Here is a 25,015-nt window from a genome sequence, read left to right as displayed (position 1 = left end):
ATCGGGCCATATCGCCCGCGCTGGCACAATGCCAGTGAAGTTAAGGGCGGCTAAAGCCGCCCTTTTGTGTATGTTGCCGCTGTGCCAGCGGATGAGCGGCCTGATGCACGCTTATTTCAGCATCGTAAACGCGGTGGTGACGTGCTTCACGCCGCTGACCCGGCTGGCGATATCCGCCGCCGCCTTTGCCTCTTCCGCCGTCACCAGACCTAACAGAAACACTTCGCCGTTCTCGGTGGTCACTTTCACGTTCGAGGATTTCACCTGATCGCTGCCCAGCAGCTGAGAGCGAATTTTGGTGGTGATCCAGGTATCGGAGGAGGAGGTGCCGAGGCTGACCTTCTGGCCGATGCGAATTTCGTTGAAGACCTCGGTCGCGCCGTCGACGCCCATGGCGATCTGTTTGGCGCGGCTGGCGATATCCTGCGACGGCGCCTGGCCGGTCAGCAGCACTTTGCCCTGATAGGCGGTGGCGATAATGCGCGCGTCGGTTTTAATCTGCTGATCTTTCGCCAGCGCGTTGCTGACGCGCAGCTCCAGCGTGCTGTCGTCAACCTGGGTGCCGACGGTGCGCGGGTCGGTGGCGGTTTTGGTGGCGACGGCCGCGCCGCCGGCGACGACGGCAACGCAGCCCTGCAACAGCATGGCGGTTAACAGGATAGCGACAGCATTCAATGCTTTCATGTTTGCTCCTTCAGTCATTCCTGGTGTGGAAACAGGGTGTTATCAATCAGGTCGCACAGACAGTTCAGCGTCAGCATATGCATCTCATGGATGCGGGCGCTGCGGTGCGACGGGATGCGAATTTCCACGTCGTGCGGGCCGAGCAGGCCCGCCAGCTCGCCGCCGTCATAGCCGGTAAGCGCAACAATGGTCATATCACGGGTAACCGCGGCTTCCACCGCTTTAACGATGTCTCGCGTGTTGCCGCGGGTAGAGATCGCCAGCAGAACGTCGCCGGCCTGACCCAGCGCGCGCACCTGCTTGGCGTAGATTTCATCGTGCTGACGATCGTTGCCGATCGCCGTCAGCATTACGTTGTCCGCGCTGAGCGCCATCGCTGGCAGGCTGGGACGCTCGGTCTCGAAACGGTTGATCATGCTGGCGGCGAAATGCTGCGCGTTGGCGGCTGAAGCGCCGTTACCGCAGCTGAGGATTTTATTGCCGTTAAGCAGGGACTGCACCAGCGTCATCGCGGCGCGGGAAATGGCGTCCGGCAGCGCTTCTGCGGCGGCAATCTGGGTTTGAATACTTTCAGTAAAACACGCTTTAATTCTGTCCTGCACACGACCACCTGGTTCTATACGTCTGCATTAAAGGCATTGGGCAGCCACTCCAGCGCCGTACCGGTAATGGCGATGATGTCGAAACGGCAATCCACCGTCTCAAAACTGCCGCCGCGCTGGGCGAGCCAGAGCGCGGCGGCGCGCAACAGCTTTTGTCGCTTGAGGCGAGTGACGCTGGCCAGCGCCCCGCCGTAGCGCGCATCGCGCCGGTAGCGCACCTCCACAAAGACCCAGCATGCGCCGTCGCGCATGATGAGATCCAGCTCGCCGCCGCGATAAGTCACATTGCTGGCGACCCAGCGCAGCCCGGCACGCTCTAAATAGCGCCGGGCGCGCTGTTCCTGTTCGGCGCCGAAGCGCCGGGTGTTCAGGAGGCGGGAACGATCTCGCCCTGACGATACTGGCTCCATGACAACGTCCTGTTGATCACGCAATCCTGATTCGCGCTCAGCTTGCCGGTATTGCCGTCGATGGTGAAGCCCGGCGTCTGGCGCACCTGGTTAAAACTGTTCGCCAGCGTCCAGGCGTCGATGCCCATCGCATAGAGGCGAACCAGCGAGTAGTCATTATTGAACGACTGCGCCGCGCGCTGCATCAGCGCCGGGTTACGGCCCGAGAGCAGCGGAATATCGCTGAACTGCAGGCCTTCCATCTCCAGACGGAAGTCGGGACCTGCGCCCGCCTGGTAACTGCGCGAGCTGGCGTAGAGCGAGGCTACGCTGCGGCTGCCGGTACGCATGGCGATCATCGGCTTAATCAGCTGCAGCTCATCCTGCGTCGACACGATATAGACCGAATCGACGTTGCCGCCGCTCGCCGCCGCCGGTTCGCTCTGCTGCTGCGGCGACGGGATCGTCAGCCCGGCGATGGTCACGCCCTGAGATTCGGCGGCGGCAGGCTGAACGTTGACCGGCGTACCGCTCAGCGTAATGCCCGCGCCGCTGTTGATGCCCTGTTTCAGCTCAGCGGTCGAGCCGAAGCGCTGCTGCAGCGGCGCCGTGCCGCCCAGCTTCAGCCACTCCTGTGCAAACGCGTTGACCACGCGATCGCCGAAGCTGCTGCGCGGCACCAGCAGCAGCGGCTGGCGCTTGCCCTGGTTCCACATATGGTGCGCGGCATCGCGCGCTTCGTCTTCAGGAGAAAGCGCAAAATAGCAAATATTCGGATGGTTCTGGATCTGCTCCGGCGCGTTGAGCGCCAGCACGTTGAGCGGCGTCTGGCTGTTGGCGACCGTTTCGACGTTGTTTTTCAGCAGCGGGCCGACCACCAGCGTCGCGCCATCCTGCTGCGCCTGCTGCATCACCTGCTGAATCGGCTGGCTGCTGGTATCGTACACCTTGATCTGCGCGCTGCTGGAGGGCGCGCTGGCTTCAGGCTGAGTCTGGGCGGCAGCGGGCTGCGGGGTTGCGGCCGGCGTAATAGCCGCGGCGGCCGGGCTAACTACGGCGTTGGCTTCGCTGGTCGGCGCAGGCTGCGCGCTTTCCGCAGCGGCCGGTTGGGTCGCTGGCTGCGCGGCAGGCTGCGGCGCGGCGTTCAGGGCGCCGTTTTTCGCATCGTTGAAGCCTTTTTGAATGGCGCTGGCGAAGACCTGCGCCTGACCGTTCAGCGGCAGCAGCAGCGCGATGGTGCTGGTAGAGGCTTTGGTGAAGTTCTGCGCCTGGCTCAGCGGCGTCGGCAGGGTTTTAGCCGCCGGGTTTTGCGGATAGCGCGTCTGCCAGTCTTTCAGGGCGGATTTCAGCATCTCGCCGTCCTGCGCGTTGGCGCGCCAGACGTTAAGCAGATCCAGCCAGCCCTGCAGGGTGTTTTCATCGGCGTTGATCACCAGGCTGCTCGCCTCTTGCGGCGTCATCTGCGTCAGCGCCTGCCAGGTGGCGTCGATGTTTTTCTGACGATCGTCGCCGCTCAGCAGCGGCTCCTGCGCAATATAGGCGCGCAGCAGCGCCAGCGAGGGTTTGCCCTGCGCGGCGGCGATCTGCAGGCCGTAATAGCGCGCCTGCTGCTCTTTCGACAGGTCGTCGACTTTGACCTGATTCAGCAGCTGCGTCGCGCCCGGCACGTTCTGCTGGCTGAACAGGAACTGCGATTTAAGCAGCAGCAGCTCCTGCTGTTGGGTGTCGCTGAGCTGGCTCGGCAGCAGGTTGATCTGCTGGCCGGCTTGAGGATACTTTCCTTCTTTCATCAGGGCACGGATGGCAAGTAATTGCCAGTCTGTCCTGCTATCATCGCTGCTTTGCTGCACTTGCTGCAGATAGTAATCAGACCCGCCGGTAATGGGCCCCTGAATATTTACGTTTGAGGTTTGCGGCCCCTGACCGCTACAGGCGGCTAAAATCAGCCCAGCAAGAAGGACAGGCACAAAGCGTCCTGCTTTATGACGAACGACTTTTGAAGGAAGCATACTGTATCCAGTGATGTTTTTTTCAAGATGCTCAATATTAAATCGGCAATTCGGATGAAACAATGAAACAACTCGATCGGGCAGAGATTTCTGCCAGCACGCTCTACATCGTTCCAACCCCGATTGGTAATTTGGGTGATATCACCCAGCGGGCGCTGACGGTGCTTTCGGGCGTCGATCTGGTCGCAGCGGAAGATACACGTCATACCGGACTGTTGCTACAACATTTCGCCATCGCTGCGCGGCTCTTCGCACTTCACGACCACAATGAACAGCAGAAGGCCGAACTGCTGCTGGCGAAGCTGCAGCAAGGGCAGAGCATCGCGCTGGTCTCCGATGCCGGGACCCCGCTGATCAACGATCCGGGCTACCATCTGGTGCGCCGCTGCCGCGAGGCGGGCATCCGCGTCGTGCCGCTGCCCGGCGCCTGCGCCGCCGTCACAGCATTAAGCGCCGCCGGGTTACCGTCCGATCGTTTCTGTTACGAAGGGTTTCTGCCCGCCAAAACCAAGGCGCGTTGCGACGCGCTGCGCGCGCTGGCGCAGGAGCCGCGCACCATTATTTTCTATGAGTCCACCCACCGTCTGCTCGACAGCCTGGAAGATATGGTGAAGGAACTCGGCGCCGATCGTTACGTGGTGCTGGCGCGCGAGCTGAGCAAAACCTGGGAATCGATTCACGGCGCGCCGGTGGGCGAGCTGCTCGCCTGGATCAGAGAGGATGAGAATCGCCGCAAAGGCGAGATGGTGCTGGTCGTCGAAGGGCATAAGGCGGATGAAGAGGCGCTGCCCGCCGATGCGCTGCGCACGCTGGCGCTGCTGCAGAAAGAGCTACCGCTGAAAAAGGCCGCGGCGCTGACGGCGGAAATCCACGGCGTGAAGAAAAATGCGCTCTATCGCTTTGCGCTCGATCAGCAAGAGGCGTGACAAATGCGGCCGAATGCCCTAATATCTCGCGCCGAAGCTGACCAGACAGTCGCCGCTTTGTCGTCGTCCCTCTTGTAGGGAGACGGGCAGAGGGGAGGAAAGTCCGGGCTCCATAGGGCAGGGTGCCAGGTAACGCCTGGGGGGCGCAAGCCTACGACCAGTGCAACAGAGAGCAAACCGCCGATGGCCCATTTATGGGATCAGGTAAGGGTGAAAGGGTGCGGTAAGAGCGCACCGCGCGTCTGGCAACAGTTCGCGGCACGGTAAACTCCACCCGGAGCAAGGCCAAATAGGGGTTCGCATGGTACGGCCCGTACTGAACCCGGGTAGGCTGCTTGAGCCAGTGAGCGATTGCTGGCCTAGATGAATGACTGTCCACGACAGAACCCGGCTTATCGGTCAGTTTCGACTTTTCAGGTGAAAACCCCGCGCAAGCGGGGTTTTTGCTTTCTGCTATTTGTTGCGCGCCTGACGCTCTGTCCCTTATCTCAATCTTGCCGCATTCGTGGTCAGACGACGCCACTGCTGTTCCCCTCATGCTAAACTGCGCCCCGGCAACGAAAGGAGCAGCCCGTGGCGAAATATCAGCAACTGACGGATGAGATTCAGCAGCAGATCGAGGCGGGCATCTGGCCGCCGGGCACAAAGCTGCCGTCGCTGCGTCAGCAGGTGGCGCAGCACGGGCTGAGCCTGATGACGGTGATGCACGCCTACGAGGTGCTGGAGAGCCAGGGCTGGATCGTCTCGCGCCCGCAGTCCGGCTACTACGTCGCGCCGCGCGCGCTGCAAACCGCGCCGGCGCAGGTGGCGCTCAGCGAGCAGGTCGATATCAACAATTTCGTCTTTGACGTGCTGCAGGCGATCCGCGACCCGGCGATTGTCCCGTTTGGCTCCGCTTTTCCCGATCCCGAACTCTTCCCGCAGCGTCAGCTGATGCGCTCGCTGACCAACGTCTCCCATCAGCTGACGCCGCTCGACGCGCTCAACAATCTGCCGCCAGGCAACGCCGCGCTGCGGCAGATGCTGGCGCAGCGCTACGCGCGGCAGGGCATCACGCTGTCGCCAGATGAAATCGTCATTACCAACGGCGCGTTGGAAGCGCTCAATCTCAGCCTGCAGGCGCTGACCGAACCCGGCGACTACGTGGTGATTGAGCAGCCGACCTTCTATGGCGCGCTGCAGGCGATCGAGCGGCTCAAGCTCAAAGCGCTCGCGGTGCCGAGCGACGCGCAGCACGGCATCGATATGCAGCAGCTGGAAGAGACGCTGCAGCGCTGGCCGGTAAAAGCGTGCTGGCTGATGACCACGCTGCAAAATCCACTCGGCGTAACGCTCTCGCCCGCGCGCAAAGCGCAGCTGGTGGCGCTGCTGGCGCGCTATCAGGTGCCGCTGATCGAAGATGACGTTTACGCCGAACTCTGGACGGGCGCTGAGGCGCCACATCCGGCTAAATACTGGGATCGCGGCGGCGACGTGCTGCACTGCGGCTCTTTTTCCAAATGTCTGGTGGCGGGGTTCCGCGTCGGCTGGGTCGCGGCGGGGCAGCATGCGCAGCGTATCCAGCGGCTGCAGCTGATGAGCACGCTCTCCACCAGCGCGCCGATGCAGCTGGCGCTGGCGGACTTCCTCGCCACGCGCCGCTACGATACCCATTTGAAAAAACTGCGGCAGACGCTGGGGCGGCGCAAAGAGTGGGTGCGCCAGGCGCTCTGCCGGGCGTTGCCGGTGGACGCCAGCGTAAGCGATTCGCCGGGCGGCTTCTTTTTGTGGGTGACGCTGCCGCACGGCTATGACACCACGCAGCTCTATCAGCAGGCGTTGCAGCAGGGGATCAGCATCGCGCCGGGGCGGCTGTTTTCAGCGGGCGAAGAGTTTACCCACAGTTTTCGCATTAACGCCGCCTGGCCGTGGGATACGCGCGCCGAGGCGGCGGTCGAGACGCTGGGCAGGCTGATTGCCGACCAGCGGAGCGGTTAAACCTGCGCCGCCTGCTGGTGGCCCCAGGTCAGATAGTAGACGTCATAGAAATCCACTTCGCCTTTCTGCCGCAGCAGGCGATGAATGCCGCTTTTCACCTCTTCCGGCGCGTCCGGCAGATTCAGGATCTTTTTCACCCCGCCTTCAGAGACCGGCTGCACGTAATACCACTCGCCGTTATAGCAGACGCGCAGATCCAGCGCGTCGATATCCTCGAAGCGATATTTCGGGTTGATATCCAGCAGCATCAGAAAGCTCATCACCAGCACGAACAGAGTGGCGAACCAGAAGGCGGGCCAGCCCAGCATCTCGGTGGAGAAGATCAGCGCCACGCACAGGCCGTAGCAGAGATACATCAGCGCCCAGAGGCCGGGATGGGTTTTCAGAAAAGAGAAGCTAAAACGCGGCCGGTTATCGCGGCGCTCTTCACGATTAAGCGTCGCGATTTCGTCGATTAAGATTTGTTTAATGGCGTCCATTGTTCACCTCACCGTCACTTTTCTGCTCAGTAGAACAGATAACAGTTAGCCGGGGCAGACACAGAAACGCGCAGAATTTTTATAACAGTTGAAGCGCGCCGTCCCGGTAAGAACGGCGCGCGCGTTTAGCCGCGCCCGTGCGGCTCATCCCAGTCAAACGCCGGCCCCAGCGAAATCACGCCGTTCGGGTTGATGGTTTTATGGCTCACGTAATAGTGATGGCGGATATGCGGCAGGTTCACCGTCTCGGCGATGCCCGGCATCTGGTAGATATCGCGCAGGAAGCCGCTCAGATTGAGATAGTCGCCGATGCGGTGGCGATCGCACTTAAAATGCGTAACGTAGACCGGATCGAAACGCACCAGCGTGGTCCAGAGACGCAGATCCGCCTCGGTGAGCTGGTCGCCGGTCAGGTAGCGGTGCTGCCCCAGAATCTGCTCCAGGCGCGACAGCGAATGGAACAGCGCGGTCACCGACTCGTCATAAGCCGCCTGCGAGGTCGCGAAGCCAGACTTATAGACGCCGTTGTTGACCGTGTCGTAAATCCAGCCGTTCAGCTCGTCGATCTTTTCGCGCAGGGCGGGCGGATAGTAGTCTCCGGCGCGCGCGCCGACGGCGTCGAAGGCGCTGTTGAACATGCGGATGATATCCGCCGATTCGTTGCTGACGATGGTGCCCTGCTGCTTGTCCCACAGCACCGGCACGGTCACGCGTCCGGTGTAGTGCGGATCGGCATGCAGGTAAAGCTGATAGAGAAATTCGTTCTGATAAAGCTTGTCGCCGGTGGCGTCGGGAAAATCGTCGTCGAACGTCCAGCCGTTCTCCAGCATCAGCGGATGCACCACGGAGACGTCAATCATCGACTCCAGCCCTTTGAGCTGACGCATCAGCAGCGTGCGGTGCGCCCAGGGACAGGCGAGAGAAACATACAGATGATAGCGATCGCGCTCGGCCTTAAAGCCCGCGTCGCCTGTCGGACCAGCGCTGCCGTCCGCGGTCACCCAGTTGCGCCAGACCGCTTCAGTGCGCTTAAAGCGTCCGCCGGTTGATTTGGTGTCGTACCAGGTGTCGTGCCAGACACCGTCAATCAGTTGGCCCATATCGCCTCCAATGCAAACAGGGCGAGGAGTATCCTCGCCCTGCTAAGTATATGTGGCATTACGCCAGATGTGTGCTTAACGCAGCGCCGCAGCTGGCGCAGATTTCTTACGCAGCAGGCGGTCGATGCTGTACGCGCCCGGACCGACCAGGCCCAGCACCAGGAAACCACCCGCGATAGAGAGGTTTTTCATAAACATCAGCTGGTTGACGCCTTCCGCGAAGTTGCTGTGGAACAGGAACGCCGTCAGGATGGTAAAGCCGGCGGTAAACAGCGCGGTGAAGCGGGTCAGGAAGCCGAACAGAATCGCCAGGCCGCCGCCGAACTCCAGCAGGATCACCAGCGGCAGCATAAAGCCCGGCACGCCCATCGCTTCCATATACTGCTGCGTTCCCGCATAGCCGGTGATTTTGCCCCAGCCAGCCGTGATAAACAGGATTGGCATTAAAATACGCGCCAGTAGCAGACCAGTATCTTCGAATTTTTTCATCATTAACTCCAGGCTAGATTGTCGGCAGGGCAGTCGCGCCTGCGTTAGATAATTCCCAGCGAAAGGCGGCGTTGCCGTTTGCTGAGCTGATAGCTGGAGATAATAGTCGCGCAGGGGAAAGGTTGTAAGCGAGATATTCTGTAGGTGTTATTCAGGAAATCTGATGAAGCGAAGCCGGCGATTTCGCACCGGCTGAATACAGAGAGGATTAGCGCTGCGGCAGAGCCGATTTCAGCATACGCCAGGTGCTCCAGACGCCGAATCCGCGCTTGAGCAGGCGCATAAACTTATTCGGGCTGCGCACCGACCAGATAGCTAACGCACTGCTGCCGATGGCCAGATAACGCCGCATGCTGAGAAACGTCAACCAGCCGCGATCGTACTGCGCCGTGCTTAGCAGGAAGTCGCGGCGGCTGGCGCTCAGGTCGAGCCGCTGCTGCTGTATTTCGCCGATTAAGTCATGAATACGCGCTTCACGTTCCAGTTTGCTGCGGCTCATACGCGGTCATCCTCCAGCAGCTTGCGATCGGTCTCCAGCTCTTTGCGGGTGTGGTGCAGCAGCGTGGACTGACGCGATTTGCGCAGGCTCCACAGGCCGAAGATAATCGCCAGAAGAAAGAGAACGCCGGTGGTGATGCCGATTGCCATCAGGCGATACTGCGCGTCGACGGCCCAGATAATCAACACCATCAGGCTCATCAGCCCGAATGCGGTAAACAGCATGGTCAGGCCAACCATCAGCAGCAGCTGAATCAGGTTGGCCTTTTCCGCTTCCAGCTCGACCACCGCCAGCCGTACGCGGGTCTCGACCATGCTGACCAGCGTAGTGACGATGCGCTGACCAATGTTGATGACCCCTTTGCCGGGGCCGTGGCTCTGCTGTGAATCCGCCATAATTAACGCCGTGAAATCAGGATGCCGATCGCCACGCCGATTGCCGCACCGATGCCAACGCCATGCCAGGGATTTTCACGCACGTAGCCGTCCGCTTTCTGCGCGGCTTCACGCGTGGTCTGCGCCAGATATTCGCCAGAATCGCCCAGCTTTTCGCGCGAGCTGTCGAGCGCGACGCGCGCTTTCTGACGCAGCTTATCCAGTTCGCCTTTGGACTTATCCGTTGTGCTGCTCAGCACCTCTTCCAGAGTGTCCGCCAGATTCTTTAACTCAGCACGCAAATGTTCTGATGAAGTGTCTTTTGACATGTAATGTTCCTTTTAGCTTCAGTGGTTGAGTCCGGGTTAATAAGGCTCCGCCTGTAACTTTTTCAGCTCCTGGCGTGCTTCTTCCAGTTTACGTTCACGTTTGGCGATTTTTTCCTTATCGTCGCCGTCCTGACGCTCCTCTTTCAGCTCGCGCTCGCGCTCAGCGACTTTCTCTCGCTGCGCCTTGATGCGCGCCTGGTGAGACGCTTTCAGTTTATTGTCGCTACAGTTAGCGCGCACTTCGGTCAGAGCGCGCTCCAGTCCATTAACGCGACGCTGATTGTTATGCTGTTTCGCCATCGCAATTTCATGCTGAATATCCTGCTCTTTCTGCTGACAGAGCGATTCCGCCGCCATCAGCGAACCTGAGAGAGAAAACAGCGCGAGGCCAAGAAGTAATTGATGTTTCATCAGGCTTATTACCTTCCATTGTTGTTGACCTGCCGCGAGCGGACAGCGTCATCTCCTGGCGTGTCAGATAGCTGAGCCATCCACTAAGCATAGACAGCGCCTGCAAAAAGTTCAAAAAAGACGGGGGGATACGGATTATTCTGTTGCCGTCCTGCCAGCGCAGGACGGCGATGTCGCGTCAGGAGATATTTAGCGTTGTCGAGGCGGCGGAGGCGGAGTCGGGATGTCTGGCGACCACAAAGCCGTCCGGCAGCAGGCGGCGCAGCACTTTTTGCGCGGCGAGGCTCTGCTCTTCGTTCTCGAAATGAATAATCAGCGCATCGCCCGACGGGGTAATGCTTTTAATGCGGATGCCCTGCGCCGTCAGCTGCTGATAGAGGTAAAACCCGTCCGGCAGCGGGCCGCCGGCATGGGATACGCGGATCTGCACCACGCTTTCGTGCCGCAGCAGCGTCGGCGTCAGGCAGATCGCCAGCAGCAGCAGCACGGCGATAGTTAGCCAGGGCAGCATGCGGCGGGGGACAGGGCCATAAATTTTCATGACTCGCCCTTGCCGTTCTGATTTGCCTGGCGTTTGCGCCACAGCACCACCAGCGATCCCACCAGGCCTATCACCAGCAGCACCAGCGGCAGCAGCATCAGGCAGAACATCAGCTCATCTTCATAGCGGCGGAAAATGGGCGTCTTGCCCAGCGCAAAGCCGAACACGGTCAGAATCAGCACCCAGAGCAGCGCGCTGACCCAGTTAAAAAACTGGAAGCGGGCGTTATTCAGCCCGGATAAACCGGCAATGGTCGGCAGCAGGGTGCGCACGAACGCGATAAAGCGGCCAATCAGCAGGGCCGACAGGCCGTGACGATGAAACAGGCTGTGCGCGCGGGCGTGATACTGCGCGGGAAGATGAGAGAGCCATTTCTGCACCGTCGGCGTGTTGCCAAGCCAGCGGCCCTGGATATAGCTGACCCAGCAGCCGAGGCTGGCGCCGGTGGTCAGCACCAGTACGGTAAGTGGAAAGCTCATGGTGCCTTTGGCGATCAGCACGCCTACCAGAATCAGCAGGCTGTCGCCTGGCAGAAAGGCGGCGGGCAGCAGGCCATTCTCCAGAAACAGGATCAAGAAGAGCACGCCGTAAATGGCCCAGACCAGCGTTGGATCGGAGAGGGTTTCGTAGTCCTGTTGCCACAACGCCTGCAGCAACGCTTGCAAAATATCCATCAATCATTCCTGAACATCATTGTTTAACGCGTCTTAAAAGACATAAGCGCAGACCGGCGGTTGTTATCTGTTTTAGGAGCGCAGTCTGTGCAGGGTTTTCCGGATCCTTCCAGAATAGATTGTTAAATCAGCGAATTTTTAAACCCTGTCGCAAAGGGTAAGAAAGGGTCGATAACTGTAACAAAAATCACAGGTTTGAGACAGGGGAATGTGCCCGCCGCACAGGAGTTTTACCTGTTGACGCGGTCCGTCAAAAGGAGCTTTACACGACCTGACACTATTGCAGATTAACTGACTTTCCTGCGTGAAAACGCAGCAGAATCAATGTTAATTACTTGCGCCGTCCGGCAGGATAACGGGATTTTCGGCAAACATGTAACGATCCACATTAAATTCAAAGTCATCGGCGGTCGCGTTAAACAGCATCTGCTTAGTATTTTCCAGATGTTGCCACATCGCCAGTTTGCAGGCGGCGGGATCTTTGCGCATCAGTGCTTTGAGGATTTGATCGTGGTCGTCGCACCAGCTCAGGATGCTGCGCTGGTCGATATGCTCGTGGAGTTTGAGCCAGTAGGGATTGTGCAGGCGATGCAGCCACATTTTTTCGACAATGGCCGCCAGCGCGCTGTTTTGAGTGGATTGCGCAATGCGCACGTGAAACTGCATGTCCCACTGAGAGTCGCGAAAGTGATCTTCCTGACGCGCCTTTTCCTGGATCGCCATCAGTTCAATAATGTCCTGACGCGTCACCTGCGTAGCGGCGAACTCGGCGACGTTGCTCTCAATCAGCTGGCGCGCCTGCAGCAGTTCAAACGGGCCAAAGCTGGCGAATTCGAGCTGGCTGGAGGTCATCACCCGATTCTGCTGCTGACTGGCGATAACGTGAATACCGGAACCTTTGCGCACCTCAACGTAGCCTTCTACCTCCAGCATAATGATCGCCTCGCGCACCACGGTGCGGCTGACGTTCATCTCTTCCGCGATCAGGCGTTCCGCAGGTAGCTTGTCTCCCACCGGGTAAATGCCTGTTTCAATACGGCTTTTCAGATCGCTGGCGAGCTGTTGATAAAGTCGACGAGGTTCGGTCAGTTCCATAGCGCATTCCCGTGTCGCAAATAAAGTTGTTATACCACTTTGCGGCCGTTAAATAAAAGGTCCCGCGCAAGGATTGCGCGGGACGCTTTGCTCTTCGGTCAGCGCTGTTAGCCGCGTACCGGCGCGGCCTGAGGCGGCGTCACCTCTTTTTCCAGCTCCGAGACGGGCTTATTGCGCAGCACCGTCCAGATCACCACCGCGCCCAGCAGATCGAACACCGCCAGCGCGGCGAACAGCGGGCTGAAGCCCAGCGTATCGGCCAGCGCGCCGACCACCAGCGCGAACATGGTGCTGGCTGTCCAGGCCGCCATGCCGGTCAGACCGTTGGCGGTCGCGACTTCATTACGACCAAAAACGTCGGAGGAGAGGGTGATCAGCGCGCCGGAGAGCGCCTGATGGGCGAAGCCGCCGACGCAGAGCAGGCCGATAGCGACGTAAGGGCTGGTGAAAAGACCGATAGTGCCGGGGCCAATCATCAGCACCGCGCCCATGGTGACCACCAGTTTGCGCGACACGATCAGGTTCACGCCGAACCAGCGCTGAAACAGCGGCGGCAGATAACCGCCAAGGATGCAGCCGAGGTCGGCGAACAGCATCGGCATCCAGGCAAACAGCGCGATCTCCTTCAGGTTGAAGCCATAAACCTTAAACATAAACAGCGGGATCCAGGCGTTAAAGGTGCCCCAGGCCGGTTCCGCCAGAAAGCGCGGCAGCGCGATGCCCCAGAACTGGCGGTTGCGCAGGATCTGACGCGCCGTCATTTTTTTGGTATTGCCGGTCTGATGCTGCGCTTCCTGACCGGAAATAATGTACTGACGCTCTTCTTCGCTGAGTTTGGTCTGCTGCTTGGGATGTTTATAGAAGATCAGCCAGCAGATCGCCCAGAGCAGGCTCAGCACGCCGGTAATAATAAACGCCATCTGCCAGCTGTGCGCCACGATTGCCCACACCACCAGCGGCGGCGCCAGCATGGCGCCGATAGAGGAGCCGACATTGAAGTAGCCCACGGCGACGGAACGCTCTTTAGCCGGGAACCATTCGCTGCTCGCCTTCAGGCCCGCCGGGATCATCGCCGCTTCCGCCGCGCCCACCGCGCCGCGCGCCAGCGCGAATCCGCCCCAGCTGCCGGCCATCGCCGTCGCGGCGCAGAAGATCGCCCACAGCACGGCGAATACGGCATAGCCGACTTTGGTGCCGAGCAGGTCGAGCACATAGCCGGCGACCGGCTGCATAACGGTATAACAGGCGGAGTAGGCCGCCACGATGTAGGAGTACTGTTGGGTGGTGATATGCAAATCGGTTTGGAGCGTCGGCGCGGCGACGGCGATGGTATTACGGGTGAGATAACCCAGCACGGTGCCCAGCGTCACCAGCCCGATCATATACCAGCGTAGCCCTTTAATCTTACGCATCATTTACCTCTTCCAGTGTTCTGTCTGCGGTCTTGCCGCTGTTGTTATCTGGAGCGGGACAACCGTGAGCCGACTTACTCTCACGCCCGCAGGCCGCGCAAAAGCGACCCTGTGTTTACCTTGCCATTACGGAGCGAGAGCGTAACTTGTTATACAACTTTAAAAGTTGAGAGCCATCACAAAAGCCCCTTTTGCAATGTGGGATACTTTAAACCTGCGTAATGACAGCCATTTAGCACGCTGCGGAGAGCAAAAACGTCCATGAGCACAGTGAATAGCTGCTGTTTATGTGAGCGAGATCTCAAAGAATTCTGTAGCTGGCGAAAATTGGTATGATAACTTTGAGCGCATTAAGGCTCTATCCAAGAGGAAGCAAGTATGTCGCGTTTTATGACCGAGGATTTTTTGCTGGATACCGAATTTGCCCGTCGTCTTTATCATGACTACGCAAAGGATCAGCCGATTTTCGACTATCACTGCCATCTTCCCCCGCAGCAGATTGCCGAAAATTACCGCTTTGCCAACCTCTATGACATCTGGCTGAAAGGCGATCACTACAAGTGGCGCGCCATGCGCGCTAACGGCGTGCCGGAGGCCTTCTGCACCGGCGACGCCAGCGATCGCGAAAAATTCGACGCCTGGGCGCGCACCGTGCCGCACACCATCGGCAATCCGCTTTACCACTGGACGCACCTTGAGCTGCGTCGTCCTTTCGGCATTACCGACACCTTGCTCTCTGAAAAAAACGCCGACAGCATCTGGGAGCGCTGCAACGCGCTGCTGGCGCAGGATGATTTTACCGCGCGCGGCATCATGCAGCAGATGAACGTGAAAATGGTCGGCACCACCGACGATCCGCTGGATGATCTGCAGCACCACCGCGCGCTGGCGCAGGACGGCAGCTTCGGCGTTAAGGTGCTGCCGAGCTGGCGTCCGGATAAAGCCTTTAATATCGAAGCGGACGGTTTCCTGGGCTGGATTGAGAAGCTGGAGTCGCTGACCGACGTCAGCGTGCGCCGCTTCGACGATCTGCGCAGCGCGCTCAGCAAGCGTCTCGACTACTTTGCCGAGCACGGCTGCAAAGTGTCGGACCACGCGCTCGACGTGGTGCTCTACGCCGAAGCGGACGATGCGACGCTGGACGCCATCCTGGCTGACCGCCGCGCCGGCGGGTCGCCGGACGCGCAGGCGATCGCGCAGTTCAAAACCGCCGTGCTGGTGTGGCTGGGCGGCGAATATGCGCGTCGCGGCTGGGTGCAGCAGTACCATATCGGCGCGCTGCGCAACACCAACCGCCGCCAGTTCGAACTGCTGGGGCCGGACGTCGGCTTCGACTCGATTAACGATCAGCCGCTGGCGGAACCGCTGGCGAAGCTGCTGGGCGCGCAGAACCTGCATAACGCGTTGCCGAAAACCATCCTCTACTGCCTGAACCCGCGCGACAACGAAGTGCTGGCGACCATGGCGGGCAACTTCCAGGGCGAAGGCGAGGCGGGCAAAATGCAGTTCGGCTCCGCCTGGTGGTTCAACGATCAGCTCGACGGCATGCAGCGCCAGATGACGCAGCTGGCGCAGATTGGTCTGCTCAGCCGCTTTGTCGGCATGCTGACCGACAGCCGCAGCTTCCTCTCCTATACGCGCCACGAATATTTCCGCCGCCTGCTGTGCCAGATGATTGGCCGCTGGGTCGAGAACGGCGAAGCGCCGGGCGACGAGGCGCTGCTGGGCCAGATGGTGCAAAACATCTGCTTCAATAACGCGCGCGACTACTTCGGCATCGAGCTGGGAGCCTGATCATGCAGCGGCTAAACCGTCACGACTTTCCCGGCGCGACCTACAGCGAGCGCGTCATCCAGTTCGGCGAAGGCAACTTTCTGCGCGCCTTTATCGACTGGCAGCTCGACTGGCTGAACCAGCACCAGGGCACCGACGCGGGCGTGGTGGTGGTGCGGCCGCGCAACCGGGCCGTCAGCGACAGCCTGAATCAGCAGGACGGGCTCTATACCACGCTGATCCGCGGGCTTAACGAGCAGGGCGAGCGCGTCAGCGAAACGCGCCTGATCCGCAGCCTGAATCGCGAGATCCAGCCTTACGTCCAGCACGAGGATTTTCTGGCGCTGGCGCGCGCGCCGCAGATGCGCTTCGTCTTCTCCAACACCACCGAAGCGGGCATCGCCTTTGTTGAAGCAGATCGTCTGACGGATGCGCCCGCATCCAGCTTTCCCGGTAAGCTGACGCAGCTGCTGTGGGCGCGCTTTGAGCACTTTAGCGGCGCCGACGACAAAGGCTGGCTGATTGTGCCCTGCGAGCTGATCGACCATAACGGCGACGCGCTGCGCGAGCTGGTGCTGCGCTATGCGCGCCACTGGCAGCTGCCGGAAAGCTTCGCCGCCTGGGTGTCGCAGCACTGCGTGTTCTACAACACGCTGGTGGATCGCATCGTGACCGGATTCCCGCAGGAGAGCGAGGCGCTCGCCGCTCAGCTCGGCTATGAAGATCGTTTTCTGGTGGCGGGCGAGGTCTACTACCAGTTCATTCTGCAGGGGCCGCGCGCGCTGTTCGACGAGCTGAAGCTTGATGCGCTGGCGCCGCAGGTGCGGCTGGTGGATGACATCGCGCCGTGGAAGGCGCAGAAGGTGGCGATCCTCAACGGCGCCCATACCGCGATGGTGCCGGTGGCGTTTCAGGCCGGTCTGGAGAGCGTCGGCGAGGCGATGGCGGATCCGGCCATTGCAGGCTTCGTCGATCGCCTGCTGCGCGAGGAGATCATTCCCACGCTCGATCTGCCGCGCAACGAGCTGCACGCCTTCGCCGACGCGGTCGAGCGACGTTTCCGCAACCCTTTTATCCGCCATGCGCTGCTCTCTATCGCGCTCAACGGCATGACCAAGTTCCGCACTCGCCTGCTGACGCCGCTGCTGGCGTCGCACGCGCAGAGCGGCGTCTGGCCGCCGCGTCTGACCTTTGCGCTGGCGGCGCTGATCGCCTTCTATCGCGGCGCATCGGCGGAAAAAAGCTGGCCGCTGCAGGATGACGCGCACTGGCTGGCGCGCTTTGAAAAAAACTGGCAGGCCCTTAATAACGACCAGATCTCCCCGGAACAGCTGGTGCGCGAGGTGTTAAGCGACGCGCAGCACTGGGGCGAAGATTTGACCCGGCAGCCTCAGCTGGCGGCCGAGGTCAGCCGACACCTGCAAAATATCATCGTCCACGGCATGCGTGAGGCGTTGAGCACACTGGGATAAAGCTATGCAAGACGCGATTAAGATTCACTCTCAGGATAACGTCGCCGTGGCGCTGCGTGATTTAGACGCGGGGCAGACCATCGATCTGCAGCAGACGGCGGTGCAGTTGCAGCAGGCGGTGACGCGCGGCCACAAGTTCGCGCTGCGGCCCATCGCCGAAGGCGAGCTGGTGATCAAGTATGGGCTGCCGATCGCCCACGCCACGCAGCCGATCGCCGCAGGCGAGGTGATCCACTCCAGCAACGCGCGCACCAACCTGAGCGATCTGGACGAGTACGACTACCGGCCGGAGTTTGTCGAGGTGCCGCCGCAGCCAGGCGATCGCGAGGTGCAGATCTATCGCCGCGCTAACGGCGACGTCGGGATCCGCAACGAGCTGTGGATCCTGCCGACCGTAGGCTGCGTCAACGGCATCGCGCGTCAGATTCTGCAGCGCTTTTTGAAAGAGACCGACAACGCGGCGGGCACCGACGGCGCGTTTCTGTTTAGCCATACCTTCGGCTGTTCGCAGCTGGGCCAGGATCATGAGAATACCCGCACCATGCTGCAAAATATGGTGCGTCATCCCAACGCCGGCGCCGTGCTGGTGATCGGGCTCGGCTGCGAAAACAATCAGGTCGACGCCTTTCGCGAGACGTTAGGCCTGCCGGAGAGCGAACGTATCCAGTATATGGTGTGCCAGCAGCACGACGACGAAGTGGAAGCAGGGCTGGAGCATCTGCGCGCCCTGTATGAGGCGATGCGCCATGACAAGCGCCAGCCGGGCAAGTTGAGCGAGCTGAAGTTCGGCCTGGAGTGCGGCGGATCGGACGGTTTCTCCGGCATTACCGCTAATCCGCTGCTGGGGCGTTTTTCCGATCAGATGATCGCTAACGGCGGCACCACGGTACTGACCGAGGTGCCGGAGATGTTCGGCGCGGAGCGTATCCTGATGAGCCGCTGTCGCGATGAGTCGACCTTTGAGAAGACGGTGGCGATGATTAACGACTTCAAGCGCTATTTTATCGACCATCAGCAGCCGATATATGAGAACCCGTCGCCGGGCAATAAAGCGGGCGGCATCACTACGCTGGAAGAGAAGTCGCTGGGCTGCACCCAGAAGGCGGGCTCCAGTCAGGTGGTGGACGTGCTGAAGTATGGCGAGCGGCTGAAGACGCCGGGACTGAATTTGCTGAGCGCGCCGGGCAACGACGCGGTCGCCACCAGCGCGCTGGCGGGCGCGGGCTGCCATATGGTGCTGTTCAGCACCGGACGCGGCACGCCCTACGGCGGCTTCGTGCCGACGGTGAAGCTGGCGACCAACTCGCCGCTGGCGGAGAAGAAGCCGCACTGGATCGACTTTAACGCCGGTCGTCTGCTGGAAGGGATGAGCATGGATGCGCTGCTGGAGGATTTCGTCGACACCATCGTGGCGATTGCCAGCGGCGAGCTGACCAACAACGAGAAGAACGATTTCCGCGAGCTGGCGATTTTTAAAAGCGGCGTGACGTTATAGATCGCCATTGCTGTCTTTTCGCTGGGCACTGTCGCGGGTGGCATGGATCGATCGCAAAGTCGCTTTACGCATCCCTGCTCGCTCGGCCCGCGCCATCCATGGCGCGGGACGCTTTGCTCTTCGTTCCATGCCACCCGCTTTTTGAGCTTTTGCGCCGTCTGAAGCAGCTACATCAACGTCAGCGCATAGACCGGCGACCTGTATGGTCGCCATTTTGTTATCAAGCCCGGCTGGTTTCGCGCTCGGCTTCTGCCTGACACACCGCCGCGGTAAACAGAATATCGGTCGAGGAGTTCAACGCCGTTTCGGCGGAGTCCTGCAGCACGCCGATAATAAAGCCGACCGCGACCACCTGCATCGCCAGATCGTTGGGAATGCCGAACATATTGCAGGCGACCGGGATCAGCAGCAGCGAACCGCCCGCCACGCCGGATGCGCCGCAGGCGCACAGCGACGCTACCAGGCTCAGCAGAATCGCCGTCGGCACGTCGACGCTGATCCCCAGCGTATGCACCGCCGCCAGCGTCAGCACGGTAATAGTGATAGAGGCGCCCGCCATGCTGATGGTGGCGCCCAGCGGAATCGACACCGAATAGGTATCCTCATCCAGATTCAGGCGTTTCGCCAGCGCCATATTCACCGGAATATTGGCCGCCGAGCTGCGGGTAAAGAAGGCGGTCACGCCGCTCTCGCGCAGGCAGGTAAACACCAGCGGGTAGGGGTTGCGACGGATCTTGCTGTAAACCAGCATCGGGTTCACCACCAGCGCCATCAGCAGCATACAACCCAGCAGCAGCGCCAGCAGATGGGCGTACTGCCACAGCGCGCCGAAGCCGGTCGAGGCCAGAATCGAGGCGACAAGGCCAAAAATGCCGATCGGCGCGCAGCGGATTACGCAGCGCACCAGCCAGGTTACGGCATTTGAAGCGTCATTAAGCAGGTCGCGCGTGGTCTGTGAGCTATGACGGAACGCCAGGCCCAGACCAATCGCCCATACCAGAATGCCGATATAGTTGGCCTGCATCAGCGCGGTGATGGGGTTCGCTACCATGCTCATCAGCAGGCCGCGCAGCACCTCGGTAATACCGGACGGCGGCGTGATTTCGGTGGTGCCTACGGCCAGCGTCAGCGTCTGCGGCGCGAGATGGCTAAACACCACCGCGACCACCGCCGCGAAAAAGGTGCTCAGCAGATAGAGCGCGATAATCGGTTTTATATTGGTTTTCTGGCCCTGCTGGTGATTAGCGATCGACGCGATCACCAGCATCAGCACCAGCAGCGGTGCAACGGCTTTCAGCGCGCTAACGAACAGCTCGCCCAGCAGGCCGACGGCCAGCGCCGCATCTTTCGAGACCCAGGCCAGTGCCACGCCAGCCACCAGCCCTACCATAATTTGTTTCACCAGGCTTCCTGCGAGTAGCGCGCCCAGACGACCGGAAAGTGAGTTCTGCATAATTGTTCTTTAGGTTGTAGCGGGATGTGGCTTCAGAGGGCGTCGATTAACGCGCCTGAAGCGGTTTGCACGGCGGAGTATAAGGAAAAGAGCGGGCGAAGAAAGAGATAATTCTGTCAGTGCGAGGAGGATCGGATTTCTAATATGCTGTATGAAGAGAGTGTGACAGAGCGATGATATGTCGCATCCGGAGCTGGCAAAATAAAACAGGGGCATTACCTGCCCCTGTAGCGGATTATTGCGAGCGTTTTTTCTGGTCGCTTTTGCGATTTACCCAGGCGTTGATTAACAGGGTCGAGCCGAGGATCACGCCGACGACGCCCAGCGAGATCGCCACCGGAATATGGTAGAACTCGACGATCAACATCTTAATGCCGATAAAGACCAGCACGATCGCCAGGCCATATTTAAGCATCGAGAAACGCTCGGCGACGTTGGCCAGCAGAAAATACATTGCGCGCAGGCCGAGAATAGCGAACAGGTTAGAGGTCAGCACGATGAAGGGATCGGTGGTCACGGCGAAGATCGCTGGAATACTGTCGACCGCAAAAATCACGTCGCTCAGCTCTACCATAATCAGCACCAGCAGCAGCGGCGTCGCAAACAGCACGCCGTTCCGGCGGGTGAAAAACTTCTCGCCCTCTAGCTCGTCGGTCATGCGCAGATGCTTGCGCAGCCAGCGTACTACCGGCTTGTCGCCCACCGCGTTCTCATCATCCTCTTTGGAAAAGGCCATCTTCAGGCCGGTCAGCAGCAGGAAAGCGCCGAACAGATAGAGGATCCAGCTAAACTGCGTCACCAGCCAGCTGCCCGCGAAAATCATAATAGTGCGCAGCACGATCGCGCCCAGCACGCCGTAAATCAGCACGCGGCGCTGTAGCGCGGCGGGAATGGAGAAGTAGCTGAAGAGCATCAGCCAGACGAAGACGTTATCGACCGCCAGCGCCTTTTCCAGCACGTAACCGGTCAAAAATGCCAGGGTTTGCGTGGTGGCGACTTCGCGCCCGGCGCTCCCCTCGAGATACCACCAGAAGGCGGCGCTGAACAGCAGCGACACCGACACCCAAATCAGTGACCAGACGGCCGCCTGTTTAAAACTCATGGTCTGCGCGCCGCGTCGTCCCTGCAAAAAGAGATCGATCGCCAGCATAATCAGCACCACCACCGCAAAGCTGCCCCAGAGAAGAGGCGTTCCTACTGTCTGCATAGCGTTTCCTGCCCTGAAATAAAAAACGGCTGAAGTCAGAAGACGTCAGCCGCTTTACAGGGATGTAAGCAAACCTCGCCTTCCGGCAAGGTCTCACTTACAACACAGAATCAGATTCCGGGTTGCCTGACGACCGGATGCTTACGCATCGTAATGACGATCGTGCAGCTTACAAGTTACTCCCCTTTGCTGTGCGTTAAGATAGGCGCTGGCCATGAAAGAGGCAAGCGCAGCCATTCATATTTAGACATATTTACACAGCCTGCTCATCGGCAGGGAAAACCACGCCGGTCTGGCGGCGGATTTCGGTCAGCAGCGCGGCGGTGACGCGCGAGGTTTCCAGCCCGGGATGCGCGATATGACGCTGCCGCACCAGCTGCGCAAAGGTCTGGGCCTCATAAAGCATGGTATTGATATGCTGCGGCTGGCTGAGATCCTGCACCTGGGCGGCGCTATGGCGCGGCACCAGGCTGACCGACTGCATCTCCGACAGCTTTTCAATCAGCAGCGAGCCCGCTTCGCCCTGAATTTCGCTGGCAATGCGCGAGTCGCTGACCTTGGAGTGCAGCAGGGTGACGTCGAAGTCGCCGTAGTCGAGCAGCACGCTGCCGTGGCCGTCGACCCCGCTGGCCAGCAGCGTCGCGCTCGCTTTTACCGCCTGCGGCACGCCCCACAGCGCCACCGCCGTTGCCAGGCAGTAGTAGCCGATATCCATTATCGAGCCGTTCGACCAGCGCGGATTAAAGGTGTTGGGATTCTCGCCGTCGAGATAGCGCTGATAACGTGACGAATACTGGCAGTAGCTGAACAGCGCCTTGCGCAGCGGCCCGATGGCGGGTAGCGCCTGCTGCAGCTGCGCGAAATTAGGCAGGCTGGCGGTTTTAAACGCCTCGAACAGCACCACCTGATGCTGACGGGCGCAGGCGATCATCCGCTCCGCCTCGTGCAGGTTGGAGGCGAGCGGCTTTTCGCAGATAACGTGCTTGCCGTGCGACATAAACAGCAGCGCCTGTTCGCAGTGCAGGGCGTTGGGGCTCGCCAGATAAACCGCATCGATAAGATCGCTGGCGGCCAGCGCCTCCAGCGAGGTAAAGAGATGCGAACAGGGATAGTCTGCGGCGAAGGTTTCCGCCTGCTGCTGCGAACGCGAATAGATGGCGTTCAGACGCAGATGGCCAGTTTCATGCGCGGCATCGATAAACTGGCGCGTTATCCAGTTGGTTCCCACAATAGCAAAACGGATCACGTCGGCTCTCCTGCGGCAAATAGCGGCAGAGTAGCACGCCGGGCATTGGGCGCAAGCGTCGGAAACAAAGGGAGTTTGATCCTGCGATCCGCCTTCCAATATAGTGATGATGCAACGGCGACTGGCTGAAAAAGGTGGAGAACGCGCTTGAAAGGAAGTAAACACGCATTGAACTGGACCACGCTGCTGGTGGCGATCCCGGTCGGACTGGCGGCGTCGCTGGTGACGCTGGCGTTTCGCGGCGTTATCGAGCTGATTAACCGTGTGCTGTTCAACAGCGGCAGTGAGATCACCGTGGCGATGCACGTCTGGCCATGGATCTTCTGGCCGCTGCTGGTGGGCGCGGGCGGCGTGCTGGCGGGCTTTTTCCTGCGCTACGCGGTGAGCATCGAACAGCAGCAGACGGTAAAAACCGACTATCTGGAGGTGATTAACGCGCGGCTTGACGCGGTGCCGACCCGCACCTCGCTGTTTCGCGCGCTCTCCTCTATTGCCAGCATCGGCTCGGGCGCCTCTATCGGTAAAGAGGGGCCGATGGTGCAGCTCTCCGCGCTGTGCGGCAGCGTGCTGGGCCGCTGGATCCCCGCCTCGCTCAACCTGAAAAACAGCGACGTGGTGGCGATGGCCGCCGCCGCCGGGCTTTCATCGGTCTACCACGCGCCGCTGGCGTCGGCGATCTTCGTGGCTGAAATCGCCTTCGGCATCTCGGCGCTGCAGCGCCTGATCCCGCTGGTGATCGCCTCGTCGGTCGCCGTGATGACCATGTGGTCGCTGGGCTTCCGCAACGCGCTCTATCCGCTGGCGGACGTCAGCTTTCAGATGGACGTAAGCAGCCTGCTGCTAACGGTGGTCATTGGCCTGGTCGCCGGGCTGGCGGGCTGGCTGCTGATTAAGCTTATCGCGCGCAGCAAAGCGCTGTTCGGCCATATCCGTTCGCTGCCGCTGCGGCTAGGCGCCGGCGGGCTGGCGGTGGGGCTGCTGGCGCTGATCTCCACCGATATCCTGGGCAACGGCTACGAAGTGATCGTCAAAATCATGGCGGGCGACTATCTGCTGCCGGGCCTGCTGCTGCTGCTGCTGCTAAAGACGCTGGCGACCACGCTGTCGGTCGGCTCCAACGCGGTGGGCGGTCTTTTTACGCCGTCGCTGCTGATCGGCGCGCTGCTCGGCGTGGCGCTGGCGACGCTGGGCGCGGCGCTGCATCTGCCGCTCGGCAACGTGCTGCTCTACGCGGCCATCGGCATGGCGGCGGTGCTGGCTGCCGTCAGTCAGGCGCCGCTGATGGCGATCCTGATGGTGCTGGAGATGACCCTCAACAGCTCGCTGCTTTTTCCGGTGATGATCGCCGCCGTGCTGGCGTCGATGGTGGTCTATCGGCTGCAGTCCGCCAGCACCTATCCGGTGGTCGGCAACCACTTTAACCGCTCGGAGGCGAAATATGACTTCGACAACATGCGCGTGGCGCAGCTAATTATTCCGGGGGCGGCGCTGCAGCCGCAGGAGTCGGTGGGGCAGGCGCTGGCGGTCAGCTCGCTGAAGCGCGAACGCTACGTCTACGTAATTAACGCGGCGGGCGCTTTTCTCGGCGTGGTTTCAATCCACGATATCGCGCGCAAAGTGCTGGCGCAGGAGATCACGCTCGATTCGCCGGTCTCTACGGTCATGGACGACAACTTTCCCTTCGTCTACCAGAACCAGAGCATGCGCGAAGGCTGGGAGGCGTTCGCGCGCGTGACGCTGGAGCGTCTGCCGGTGCTGAATAATCCGCAGGAGAAGCGCTTTCTCGGCGCGCTGACTAAAACCAGCCTGATCCAGAAAGCGCAGGAGTTCCTTTAGGCCACGTTGCCGCGCATCGCCTGATCCGTCATCCAGAGCCGGGCGTCGAACTCCAGCTGATGGTAGTCCGGCTCCATATGGCAGCAGAGCTGATAGAACGCCTTGTCGTGATCTTTCTCTTTCAGGTGCGCCAGCTCGTGCACCACGATCATGCGCAGGAAAGGCTCGGGGGCAAGGCGGAAAAAGGTCGAGACGCGGATCTCCGCTTTGGCCTTGAGGTTGCCGCCCTGAACGCGCGAAACGGCCGTGTGCAGGCCCAGCGCGTGCTTCATCACCTTGATTTTGTTATCCCAGATCACTTTGCTAATCGGCGGCGCGTTGCGCATAAAGCGATTTTTCAGCGCCTGGGTATAGTCATATAACGCTTTATCGCTAACGATATTGTGGGTGTCGGGATAGCGCTGCTGCAAAAAAGCGCCAAGCTTTTCATGTTTGATCAGCGTCTGAACCTGCTGAAGGATGTTCTCAGGATAACCCTGCAGATAGATGAGTGAGGACATTAGGGATTCCCGGCGAAAGACAGTATACTGCGCCCCCTTTTTA

Annotated in this window: 25 protein-coding genes and 1 other RNA gene; 7 read left to right on the top strand and 19 right to left on the bottom strand. The window is 60.3% G+C overall.

Annotated elements, in window-relative coordinates:
• Nucleotides 1-111: 111 nt before the first annotated feature.
• The 4 genes from dolP to B3229_RS08615 are packed head-to-tail and all read right to left on the bottom strand — an operon-like array spanning nt 112 to nt 3,684.
• A complete protein-coding gene (gene dolP / locus B3229_RS08630; protein WP_033754960.1) occupies nt 112-684 on the bottom strand; it encodes a division/outer membrane stress-associated lipid-binding lipoprotein in 573 nt (190 codons plus the stop codon).
• A 14-nt stretch (nt 685-698) separates the two neighbouring features.
• Nucleotides 699-1,286: a DnaA initiator-associating protein DiaA gene (diaA, locus tag B3229_RS08625; RefSeq protein WP_286870364.1), complete on the bottom strand. Its 588-nt coding sequence runs from the start codon at nt 1,284-1,286 to the stop codon at nt 699-701.
• A 14-nt stretch (nt 1,287-1,300) separates the two neighbouring features.
• Nucleotides 1,301-1,696, bottom strand: coding sequence for a YraN family protein (locus B3229_RS08620; protein ID WP_033754965.1), 396 nt, complete (start codon nt 1,694-1,696; stop codon nt 1,301-1,303).
• Complete coding sequence (locus tag B3229_RS08615; RefSeq protein WP_048784376.1) at nt 1,654-3,684, bottom strand: penicillin-binding protein activator; 2,031 nt, start codon at nt 3,682-3,684, stop codon at nt 1,654-1,656. Before B3229_RS08615 ends, B3229_RS08620 begins: the two co-directional genes overlap by 43 nt.
• 62 nt (nt 3,685-3,746) lie before the next feature.
• On the opposite strand from B3229_RS08615, the gene rsmI reads away from it, so the two are divergent.
• The 3 genes from rsmI (at nt 3,747) to B3229_RS08600 (ending at nt 6,587) form a co-directional block, all read left to right on the top strand.
• Complete coding sequence (gene rsmI, locus B3229_RS08610) at nt 3,747-4,610, top strand: 16S rRNA (cytidine(1402)-2'-O)-methyltransferase (RefSeq protein WP_048784375.1); 864 nt, start codon at nt 3,747-3,749, stop codon at nt 4,608-4,610.
• Nucleotides 4,611-4,643: 33 nt separating this feature from the next.
• Nucleotides 4,644-5,021: RNase P RNA component class A (rnpB, locus tag B3229_RS08605), an RNA gene on the top strand.
• Between the two features lie 162 nt (nt 5,022-5,183).
• Nucleotides 5,184-6,587, top strand: coding sequence for a PLP-dependent aminotransferase family protein (locus B3229_RS08600; protein WP_048784372.1), 1,404 nt, complete (start codon nt 5,184-5,186; stop codon nt 6,585-6,587).
• Here the strand turns inward: B3229_RS08600 and B3229_RS08595 are convergent.
• From B3229_RS08595 to B3229_RS08545, 11 genes are all read right to left on the bottom strand, one after another.
• Nucleotides 6,584-7,066 (bottom strand): YlaC family protein, encoded by a 483-nt coding sequence (locus B3229_RS08595; protein ID WP_033754976.1) that lies wholly within the window; start codon nt 7,064-7,066, stop codon nt 6,584-6,586. The genes B3229_RS08600 and B3229_RS08595 overlap by 4 nt on opposite strands.
• Before the next feature lie 125 nt (nt 7,067-7,191).
• Nucleotides 7,192-8,166, bottom strand: coding sequence for a glutathione S-transferase family protein (locus B3229_RS08590; protein ID WP_033754978.1), 975 nt, complete (start codon nt 8,164-8,166; stop codon nt 7,192-7,194).
• Between the two features lie 75 nt (nt 8,167-8,241).
• A complete protein-coding gene (locus B3229_RS08585) occupies nt 8,242-8,655 on the bottom strand; it encodes a DoxX family protein (RefSeq protein WP_033792297.1) in 414 nt (137 codons plus the stop codon).
• A gap of 208 nt (nt 8,656-8,863) precedes the next feature.
• Nucleotides 8,864-9,154, bottom strand: coding sequence for a YqjK-like family protein (locus B3229_RS08580; RefSeq protein WP_048784370.1), 291 nt, complete (start codon nt 9,152-9,154; stop codon nt 8,864-8,866).
• Nucleotides 9,151-9,549, bottom strand: a complete 399-nt coding sequence (locus B3229_RS08575) for a phage holin family protein (RefSeq protein ID WP_187143609.1) — start codon at nt 9,547-9,549, stop codon at nt 9,151-9,153. Before B3229_RS08575 ends, B3229_RS08580 begins: the two co-directional genes overlap by 4 nt.
• Nucleotides 9,550-9,551: 2 nt before the next feature.
• Nucleotides 9,552-9,857, bottom strand: a complete 306-nt coding sequence (locus tag B3229_RS08570) for a DUF883 family protein (protein WP_048784365.1) — start codon at nt 9,855-9,857, stop codon at nt 9,552-9,554.
• Between the two features lie 36 nt (nt 9,858-9,893).
• A complete protein-coding gene (locus B3229_RS08565; protein WP_033754994.1) occupies nt 9,894-10,268 on the bottom strand; it encodes a DUF1090 domain-containing protein in 375 nt (124 codons plus the stop codon).
• Nucleotides 10,269-10,446: 178 nt separating this feature from the next.
• The gene (mzrA, locus tag B3229_RS08560) at nt 10,447-10,809 is read right to left on the bottom strand and encodes an EnvZ/OmpR regulon moderator MzrA (RefSeq protein ID WP_048784364.1); all 363 of its coding nucleotides are present in this window, start codon (nt 10,807-10,809) and stop codon (nt 10,447-10,449) included.
• Complete coding sequence (locus tag B3229_RS08555; RefSeq protein ID WP_033755000.1) at nt 10,806-11,483, bottom strand: DedA family protein; 678 nt, start codon at nt 11,481-11,483, stop codon at nt 10,806-10,808. Before B3229_RS08555 ends, mzrA begins: the two co-directional genes overlap by 4 nt.
• A 327-nt stretch (nt 11,484-11,810) precedes the next feature.
• Nucleotides 11,811-12,578, bottom strand: coding sequence for a transcriptional regulator ExuR (gene exuR / locus B3229_RS08550; RefSeq protein WP_033755003.1), 768 nt, complete (start codon nt 12,576-12,578; stop codon nt 11,811-11,813).
• Nucleotides 12,579-12,685: 107 nt separating this feature from the next.
• Nucleotides 12,686-13,990: an MFS transporter gene (locus B3229_RS08545; RefSeq protein ID WP_048784420.1), complete on the bottom strand. Its 1,305-nt coding sequence runs from the start codon at nt 13,988-13,990 to the stop codon at nt 12,686-12,688.
• 378 nt (nt 13,991-14,368) lie between these two features.
• Between B3229_RS08545 and uxaC the strand changes: the two genes are divergently transcribed.
• From uxaC to B3229_RS08530, 3 genes are read left to right on the top strand one after another with little or no spacing between them, the layout of a single operon-like run.
• Nucleotides 14,369-15,784, top strand: a complete 1,416-nt coding sequence (uxaC, locus tag B3229_RS08540; protein WP_286870363.1) for a glucuronate isomerase — start codon at nt 14,369-14,371, stop codon at nt 15,782-15,784.
• 2 nt (nt 15,785-15,786) lie between these two features.
• Nucleotides 15,787-17,235, top strand: a complete 1,449-nt coding sequence (locus tag B3229_RS08535; protein WP_286870362.1) for a tagaturonate reductase — start codon at nt 15,787-15,789, stop codon at nt 17,233-17,235.
• A gap of 4 nt (nt 17,236-17,239) precedes the next feature.
• Nucleotides 17,240-18,730, top strand: a complete 1,491-nt coding sequence (locus tag B3229_RS08530) for a UxaA family hydrolase (protein ID WP_286870361.1) — start codon at nt 17,240-17,242, stop codon at nt 18,728-18,730.
• Nucleotides 18,731-18,950: 220 nt separating this feature from the next.
• Here B3229_RS08530 and sstT read toward each other — a convergent pair whose 3' ends face one another.
• From sstT to B3229_RS08515, 3 genes are all read right to left on the bottom strand, one after another.
• Nucleotides 18,951-20,183 (bottom strand): serine/threonine transporter SstT, encoded by a 1,233-nt coding sequence (gene sstT / locus B3229_RS08525; RefSeq protein WP_286870360.1) that lies wholly within the window; start codon nt 20,181-20,183, stop codon nt 18,951-18,953.
• A gap of 235 nt (nt 20,184-20,418) precedes the next feature.
• Nucleotides 20,419-21,390 carry a TerC family protein gene (locus tag B3229_RS08520; protein ID WP_286870359.1) on the bottom strand — a complete coding sequence of 324 codons (972 nt, stop codon included), beginning with the start codon at nt 21,388-21,390 and terminating at the stop codon, nt 20,419-20,421.
• Nucleotides 21,391-21,643: 253 nt separating this feature from the next.
• On the bottom strand, nt 21,644-22,636 hold the full coding sequence (locus B3229_RS08515) for a Gfo/Idh/MocA family protein (RefSeq protein WP_286870358.1): 993 nt from the start codon (nt 22,634-22,636) through the stop codon (nt 21,644-21,646).
• Nucleotides 22,637-22,783: 147 nt separating this feature from the next.
• Here B3229_RS08515 and B3229_RS08510 point away from each other — a divergent pair, with 147 nt between their 5' ends.
• Nucleotides 22,784-24,472: a chloride channel protein gene (locus B3229_RS08510; RefSeq protein WP_286870357.1), complete on the top strand. Its 1,689-nt coding sequence runs from the start codon at nt 22,784-22,786 to the stop codon at nt 24,470-24,472.
• On the opposite strand, the gene B3229_RS08505 is transcribed toward B3229_RS08510, so the two are convergent.
• The gene (locus B3229_RS08505; RefSeq protein ID WP_286870356.1) at nt 24,469-24,972 is read right to left on the bottom strand and encodes a M48 family metallopeptidase; all 504 of its coding nucleotides are present in this window, start codon (nt 24,970-24,972) and stop codon (nt 24,469-24,471) included. The two genes, B3229_RS08510 and B3229_RS08505, sit on opposite strands and share 4 nt — an antisense overlap.
• Nucleotides 24,973-25,015: the final 43 nt, after the last annotated feature.

Origin of the sequence: Pantoea sp. UBA5035, from assembly GCF_002415245.1 — a bacterium.
GTDB lineage: Bacteria > Pseudomonadota > Gammaproteobacteria > Enterobacterales > Enterobacteriaceae > Pantoea > Pantoea septica.
Note: the sequence above shows the minus strand (reverse complement) of the source record. Positions and strands in the feature narration are given on the sequence as shown.